The following is a 6,065-nucleotide window of genomic DNA, read 5'->3' as shown; positions in this document are numbered from 1 at the left end:
CAGTTCCGGGGTTCGGGCGTTAGGCGCTAGATCGTGATGACTGCCCGGACGGGGGAGGCTTGATGACCCGCATAGGGTCCGTGCGCCGGCTTATTCTCAGCCGACAGGGCGAGCGACCCTGGGCGGGCGCCTGGGCGCTGCTGGCCGTGGCGGCGCCGTTCCTGCTGCGGCTGGCGATCGAGCCGTGGGTGACGGACGTGCCGTTCCTGACCTTCTTTCCTTCGTTGCTGGTGGCGACGGTGGTGCTGGGCTGGCGATGGGGCGTCGCGGTTCTGATCACCTCCGCGATGGTGGCGAACTATGCCTTCCAACCGCCGGTGATGAGCTTCGCGCTGTCTGCGCAGGATATGATCAGCGCCGCGGGCTTCCTGTTGTGCGGGGCGCTGATCGTCTCGGGGGCCGAGGCGCTTCGGCGGGCGATGTTCGAGCTGGAGGAGCGCTCGCATCGCGAGAGCGGGCTCAATCTCGAACTGCAGCACCGAGTGAACAACAATCTGGCGGTCATCCAGGCCCTGGCCCAGCAGTCGGCGCGGCATGCGCAGACGCCGGAAGCGTTCTACGCCACCTTCAGCGAGCGGCTGCTGGCGGTGTCGGAGGCGAACAAGGTGCTGGCGCGGGGCAGCTGGGAGGTATCGCTGCTGCCGGAGCTGGCCGAGGCGGCGCTGCGGCCGTTCTACAGCCGCGGCACGATCGACCTGGACGGCGTGCGCTGCGAGCTGCCGGCGAAGAGTTCGGTGCCGCTGGTGCTGGCGCTGCACGAGCTGGCGACCAATGCGACGAAGTACGGGGCGCTCTCGAACAGCGACGGCTGCGTGCGCGTCACCTGGCGGGTCGAGGGCGACAGGTGCCGGATCCGCTGGACCGAGGAGGGCGGCCCGCCGGTCGAGCCGCCGACGCGCAGAGGGCTAGGCGCGCGCCTGCTGCGCCGCCAGCCGGGCCTCGACCAGGTGAGCGTCGACTATGCCCCGGACGGGGTGGTCTGCGAGATCGTCATCGAGGGGGCGGCGGCCTGCGCATGAGACAGGTCGGGGGCAAAAATCCGCGGCGCCCCATTGTGGCCCGATTGCGCCCTAGGCTTTCGTATGAGAACGGAGTGGGCCCCGCGGGGCGAGCCTTGAGAGAATTTCAGGAGCGTTTGATGACCAACCTTATCCGCAACGCCGCCGTGGCGCTGACGATCGCCGGCGGCTTCGCGGGCTCCGCGATGGCCCAGCAGGCCGCCCCGGCCGCGCCCGCCGCCGAAGCGGCCGCGCCGTCGGCCACCTCGGCCAAGTACTCGGACGACCAGGTGAAGAAGTTCGCCGACGCCCTGAACCGCGTCCAGAAGGTCACCGCCGAGTACCAGCCGAAGATCGCCGCCGCGACCGGCCCGGCCTCCGACACCCTGAAGGGCGAGATGGCGACGAAGATGCACGAGAGCCTGACCGGCGCCGGCATTACGCCGCAGGACTACAGCGCCATAGCCGCCGACGTGAACGCCGACGCCGACCTGCGCCGCCGCGTGGGCGTCGAGCTGGGCGCCCTGGCCGACGCCGGCGCGGCTCCGGCCGGCGCGCCGGCCGCCCCGACCGGCGGCAACTAAGACCAGATAAGGCCTCAGGCCCTGGGCGCGACGTCCAGGGCCTGATCCGTCGCCCGCACGAGGGCGTCGACGATCCCCGGTTCGGTGGAGGCGTGGCCCGCGTCCCAGACGACCTCGAACCGGGCCTGCGGCCAGGCGGTCTTCAGCGACCAGGCGGCCTGCAGCGGCGTGACCACGTCGAAGCGGCCCTGGACGATCCAGGCCGGGATGTGGCGGATCTTGTCCACATTATCGAGGATCCACCCATCCTTCGGGAAGAAGCCGCCGTTGGCGAAGAAGTGGCATTCGATCCGGGCGAAGGCGACGGCGAAGTCGATCTCGTCGAACTTGGCCGGGCGGGCTTCCGGCCCGCGGATCGAGATGGTGTCGCCTTCCCACTGGCTCCAGGCGGCGGCCGCCTCGGCCTGCACCGCACGATCCCGGGAGGTCAGGCGCTTGTGGTAGGCGGTGATCATGTCGCCCCGTTCCTCGGGCGGGATCGGCGCGCAGTAGCGCTCCCAGGCGTCCGGGAACAGCATCGAGGCGCCTTCCTGGTAGAACCAGTGCAACTCCTTGCGGGTCAGGAGGAAGACGCCGCGCAGGATCAGGGCCTCGACCCGATCCGGATGGGTGATGGCGTAGGCGAGCGCGAGGGTCGAGCCCCAGGAGCCGCCGAAGACGGTCCATTTCTCCAGACCGAGGTGGACGCGCAGGCGCTCGATGTCCTCGATGAGGGCCCAGGTGGTGTTGTCCTCCAGGCTGGCGTTCGGCCGGCTGCGGCCGCAGCCGCGCTGGTCGAAGAGGGCGAGGCGCCAGCGTTCGGTGTCGAAGAACCGGCGCATGGTCGGGTTGATCGCCCCGCCCGGCCCGCCGTGCAGCACGACGGCGGGCTTGCCGTCCTGGCGGCCGCATTCCTCGAAGTAGATCTCGTGGCCCGAGCCGACCTGCAGCCAGCCGCTGTTGAACGGGTCGACGACGGGATAGAGGCCGCGACGGCCGCCGGCGGCGGAGACCTCGGGTAGGCTCGGACTGCGTTGCATGGCGGCAGTCTACGTCGGGAAGCGGCGGTCCAGCCAGTCGCGTATCAGGGCGCTGACCTCGTCCGGCTTCTCCTGCTGGGTCCAGTGGCCGGAGCCGGCGACCTGATGCATCTCGAGGTCGGCGATCAGGCCGGGCATCGGCGCGGCCATCGCCGGGGTCAGGACGGCGTCGAGTTCGGCGGTGATCATCAGGCAGGGATGGGCGTCGATGCGGTAGGTCAGGCCCTCGGTGAGGGTCCAGTTGCGGGTCAGGTTGCGGTACCAGTTGATCGGCCCGGTGAAGCCTGAGCGGGCGAAGGCCCGGACGAAGACGGCGCGTTCGGCCTCGGTCAGGAACTGGGCCTGGTCGGCGGACGGGTCGAAGGCGGCGAGGCCGCGCGCGAAATCGAACCGCGAGCGGCCGGCGGGCGGGGCGGGCTCGTCCCGGAACAGCGCCTTCGGCCGGCGCATGAAGAAGCGGATCGTCCGGTCGATGTCGGCGGAGAGGGCGGCTTCGGGCGTGTCCGGGGTCTGGAACCAGACGATGTACATCTGGGGCCCGAAGCGGCGGGTGAGGATCTGGATGGGATCGATCGGCGCGCGCGGCTGGAACGGGGTGTTGAGGCCGATGACCCCCGCCGTGCGGTCCGGGTGGAGGAGGGGCATGTGCCAGGCGACGATGCCGCCCCAGTCGTGTCCGCACCAGACCGCCCGCTCGGCCCCGAGGTGATCGAGGAGGCCGGCGAGGTCGCCGCAGAGGTGGTGGATGTCGTAGGCCTCGACGGCGGCGGGACGATCCGAGAGGCCGTAGCCGCGCTGGTCCGGAGCGATGACCCAGCGGCCGGCCTCGGCCAGGGCCTTGATCTGGTGGCGCCAGGAGAAGGCGAGCTCCGGGAAGCCATGGCTGAGGACGATGGGGACGCCGTCCCGCGGGCCGGCCTCGTAATAGGCGAGGCGGATGCCGTTCACCTGGGCGTAGCGAGGCGGCGGCATGTCGATTTCGGTCATCTTGCAGCCTCTGGCGGGGGTGGCTCGAAAAGAGCTTTGGCGGGCCCGGCGAAACGCCTAGGCCTAGGATCGTGAGTATCACCAGCGAATCCGCGTCGCCGAAAGCGCCCAATCCGTGGGGGCTGATCGCCCTCTTGGGCGCGCTGACGGCGATGGGGCCGCTGGCCATCGACATGTACCTGCCGAGCCTGCCGGCGATCGGGGCGGACCTGAGGGCCTCGGCCGGGGAGACGTCAGGCACGGTGGCGGCTTTCCTGGCCGGGATGGCGATTGGCCAGCTGCTCTATGGGCCGGCCTCGGACCGCTTCGGGCGGCGGCCGCCGATCCTGATCGGGACGGCGATCTTCGTGCTGGCCTCGGCGGGCTGCGCCCTGGCCGATACCGCGCACCTGTTGACCGGCGGGCGGTTCATCCAGGGGCTGGGCGCCTGCGCCGGCGGGGTGGTGAGCCGGGCGATCGTGCGAGACCGCTTCGACCATACGGAGACGGCGCGGACGCTCAGCCTGATGATGCTGATCATGGGCCTGGCCCCGATCCTGGCGCCGCTGGTCGGCGGGGGACTGCTGGCGTTCGGGGGCTGGCGGTCGATCTTCTGGTTCATGGCCGCGTTCGGGGTGGCGCTGAACCTGGCGGCCTGGCTGCGGCTGACGGAGTCGCGGTCGGCGGAGACGGCGGCGCGGGCGCGTTCGGAGCATCCGATCCAGGCCTACATCACCTTGCTCAAGAACCGGCGGATCGCCGGCTACGCCCTGGCCGGGGCGCTGAACGGGGCGAGCCTGTTCACCTACATCGCCGCCTCGCCCGAGCTGCTGATCGAGATCTACAAGATCCCGGCGGCGCATTTCGGCTGGGTGTTCGGGGTCAACGCCGCCGGGGTCATCGGGGCCGGGCAGATCAACCGGGCGTTGTTGAAGCGGCGGACGCCCGACGAGGTGTTGGCCAAGGCGAGCCTAGCGTCGGTCGGGCTGTGCGGCGTGCTGGCGCTGGCGGCGGCGAGCGGGATCGGCGGGGCGTGGACGGTGCTGCCGATGCTGTTCCTGGTGCTGGCCAGCTATGGGCTGATGCAGGGCAACACCATGGCCGGGGCGTTGTCGGTCGACCCGCACCGCAGCGGCTCGATCTCGGCCCTGACCGGGGCGGCGTCGATGGCGGTGGGGGCGCTGGCGGCGGCGGCCAGCGGCGTGCTGCATGACGGCACGCCGCGGCCGATGGCCTTCGTGATGTTCGTGGCCCTGTGCGGCTCGGCCCTGGCGCTCAGGACGCTGGCCCTGCCGAAGACGGCCTAAGACCGACGCGCGGCGGCGAGGGCCAGGGCGGCCCAGCCGGCCATCAGCAGCAGACCGCCGAGCGGCGTGACAGCGCCGAGGACGCGCGGGGCGCCGAGCGCCATGGCCCACAAGGTCCCGGCGAAGATGGCGGCCCCGGCCAGGAACAGCGGCGCGGCGAAGCGGGCCCGCAGTTGCGCCGCGGCGAACACCGCCAGGACATGGACGAGACCGTAGACGGCGCCGGTGCGCAGCCACTCCGCCGCCTCGGGATCGGACGCGCCGTGGGCGCCGAACGCCCCGAAGCCGACGCTCAGCAGGCCAAGGACGGCGGCGGCGACGAGGACGGGGCGCATCGGCCTAGATCGCCGGGTCGAACCCGCCGCCTTCGAGCCAGGCGAAGACCATCTCGGCGGCCTCTTCCGGGGTCATGGCGGTGGTGTCGATGCGGATTTCGGCGTTCTCCGGCGCCTCGTAAGGGCTGTCGATGCCGGTGAAGTTCTTGAGCTCGCCGGCCCGGGCTTTCTTGTAGAGGCCCTTCACGTCACGATCCTCGGCGACGGACAGCGGGGTGTCGACGAACACCTCGACGAACTCGCGCTCGCCCATCAGGTCGCGGGCGAGGCGCCGCTCGGCGCGGAACGGCGAGATGAAGGAGACGAGGACGACCAGGCCGGCGTCGACCATGAGCTTGGAGACCTCGGCCACCCGGCGGATGTTCTCGACCCGGTCCTCTTCGGTGAAGCCGAGGTCCTTGTTGAGGCCGTGGCGCACGTTGTCGCCGTCGAGCAGGTAGGTGTGGCGGCCCTCGGCGTGCAGCCGCTTTTCGACCAGATTGGCGATGGTCGACTTGCCGGCTCCGGAAAGGCCGGTGAACCACAGGACACGCGCCTTCTGGCCCTTGGCGGCCGAGCGGGCGGCCTTGTCGACGTCGAGCGCCTGCCAATGGATGTTCTGGCTGCGGCGCAGGGCGAAGTGCAGCATGCCGGCGCCGACCGTCCTGTTGGAGATCCGGTCGACGAGAATGAAGCCGCCGAGGTCCTTGTTCGCGGCATAGGGGTCGAAGGCGAGGGGCGCGTCGAGCGAGATGTTGCAGACGCCGATCTCGTTGAGCTCGAGCCGCTTGGCGGCGAGCTGCTCGAGGGTGTTCACATTGACCTTGTACTTGGGCTCGGTGACCTGGGCGGCCACGGTGCGGGCCCCGAGTTTCAG

Annotated in this window: 7 protein-coding genes; 3 read left to right on the top strand and 4 right to left on the bottom strand. The window is 70.8% G+C overall.

Going from position 1 to position 6,065, the window contains the following annotated elements:
- Nucleotides 1–62 precede the first annotated feature (62 nt).
- Complete coding sequence (locus ACILRF_RS13735) at nucleotides 63–1,019, top strand: sensor histidine kinase (RefSeq protein ID WP_395673821.1); 957 nt, start codon at nucleotides 63–65, stop codon at nucleotides 1,017–1,019.
- A gap of 119 nt (nucleotides 1,020–1,138) precedes the next feature.
- On the top strand, nucleotides 1,139–1,582 hold the full coding sequence (locus tag ACILRF_RS13730) for a DUF4168 domain-containing protein (protein WP_395673820.1): 444 nt from the start codon (nucleotides 1,139–1,141) through the stop codon (nucleotides 1,580–1,582).
- Nucleotides 1,583–1,596: 14 nt separating this feature from the next.
- Here the strand turns inward: ACILRF_RS13730 and pip are convergent, their stop codons facing one another.
- Together pip and ACILRF_RS13720 are read right to left on the bottom strand one after the other, a co-directional pair.
- Nucleotides 1,597–2,601, bottom strand: a complete 1,005-nt coding sequence (gene pip, locus ACILRF_RS13725; protein WP_395673818.1) for a prolyl aminopeptidase — start codon at nucleotides 2,599–2,601, stop codon at nucleotides 1,597–1,599.
- Nucleotides 2,602–2,610: 9 nt separating this feature from the next.
- Nucleotides 2,611–3,588: an alpha/beta fold hydrolase gene (locus ACILRF_RS13720; protein WP_395673816.1), complete on the bottom strand. Its 978-nt coding sequence runs from the start codon at nucleotides 3,586–3,588 to the stop codon at nucleotides 2,611–2,613.
- Nucleotides 3,589–3,659: 71 nt separating this feature from the next.
- On the opposite strand from ACILRF_RS13720, the gene ACILRF_RS13715 reads away from it, so the two are divergent.
- Nucleotides 3,660–4,874 carry a multidrug effflux MFS transporter gene (locus ACILRF_RS13715; RefSeq protein ID WP_395673814.1) on the top strand — a complete coding sequence of 405 codons (1,215 nt, stop codon included), beginning with the start codon at nucleotides 3,660–3,662 and terminating at the stop codon, nucleotides 4,872–4,874.
- On the opposite strand, the gene ACILRF_RS13710 is transcribed toward ACILRF_RS13715, so the two are convergent.
- Together ACILRF_RS13710 and cysC are read right to left on the bottom strand one after the other, a co-directional pair.
- Nucleotides 4,871–5,209, bottom strand: a complete 339-nt coding sequence (locus tag ACILRF_RS13710; RefSeq protein WP_395673812.1) for a DUF423 domain-containing protein — start codon at nucleotides 5,207–5,209, stop codon at nucleotides 4,871–4,873. The two genes, ACILRF_RS13715 and ACILRF_RS13710, sit on opposite strands and share 4 nt — an antisense overlap.
- Before the next feature lie 4 nt (nucleotides 5,210–5,213).
- A partial coding sequence (gene cysC / locus ACILRF_RS13705; protein WP_395673810.1) for an adenylyl-sulfate kinase occupies nucleotides 5,214–6,065 on the bottom strand: 852 nt, incomplete at its 5' end.

Origin of the sequence: Phenylobacterium sp., from assembly GCF_044236515.1 — a bacterium.
Lineage (GTDB): Bacteria > Pseudomonadota > Alphaproteobacteria > Caulobacterales > Caulobacteraceae > Phenylobacterium.
The sequence above is the reverse complement of the archived record's forward strand: the minus strand, read 5'-3'. Positions and strand labels throughout refer to the sequence as shown.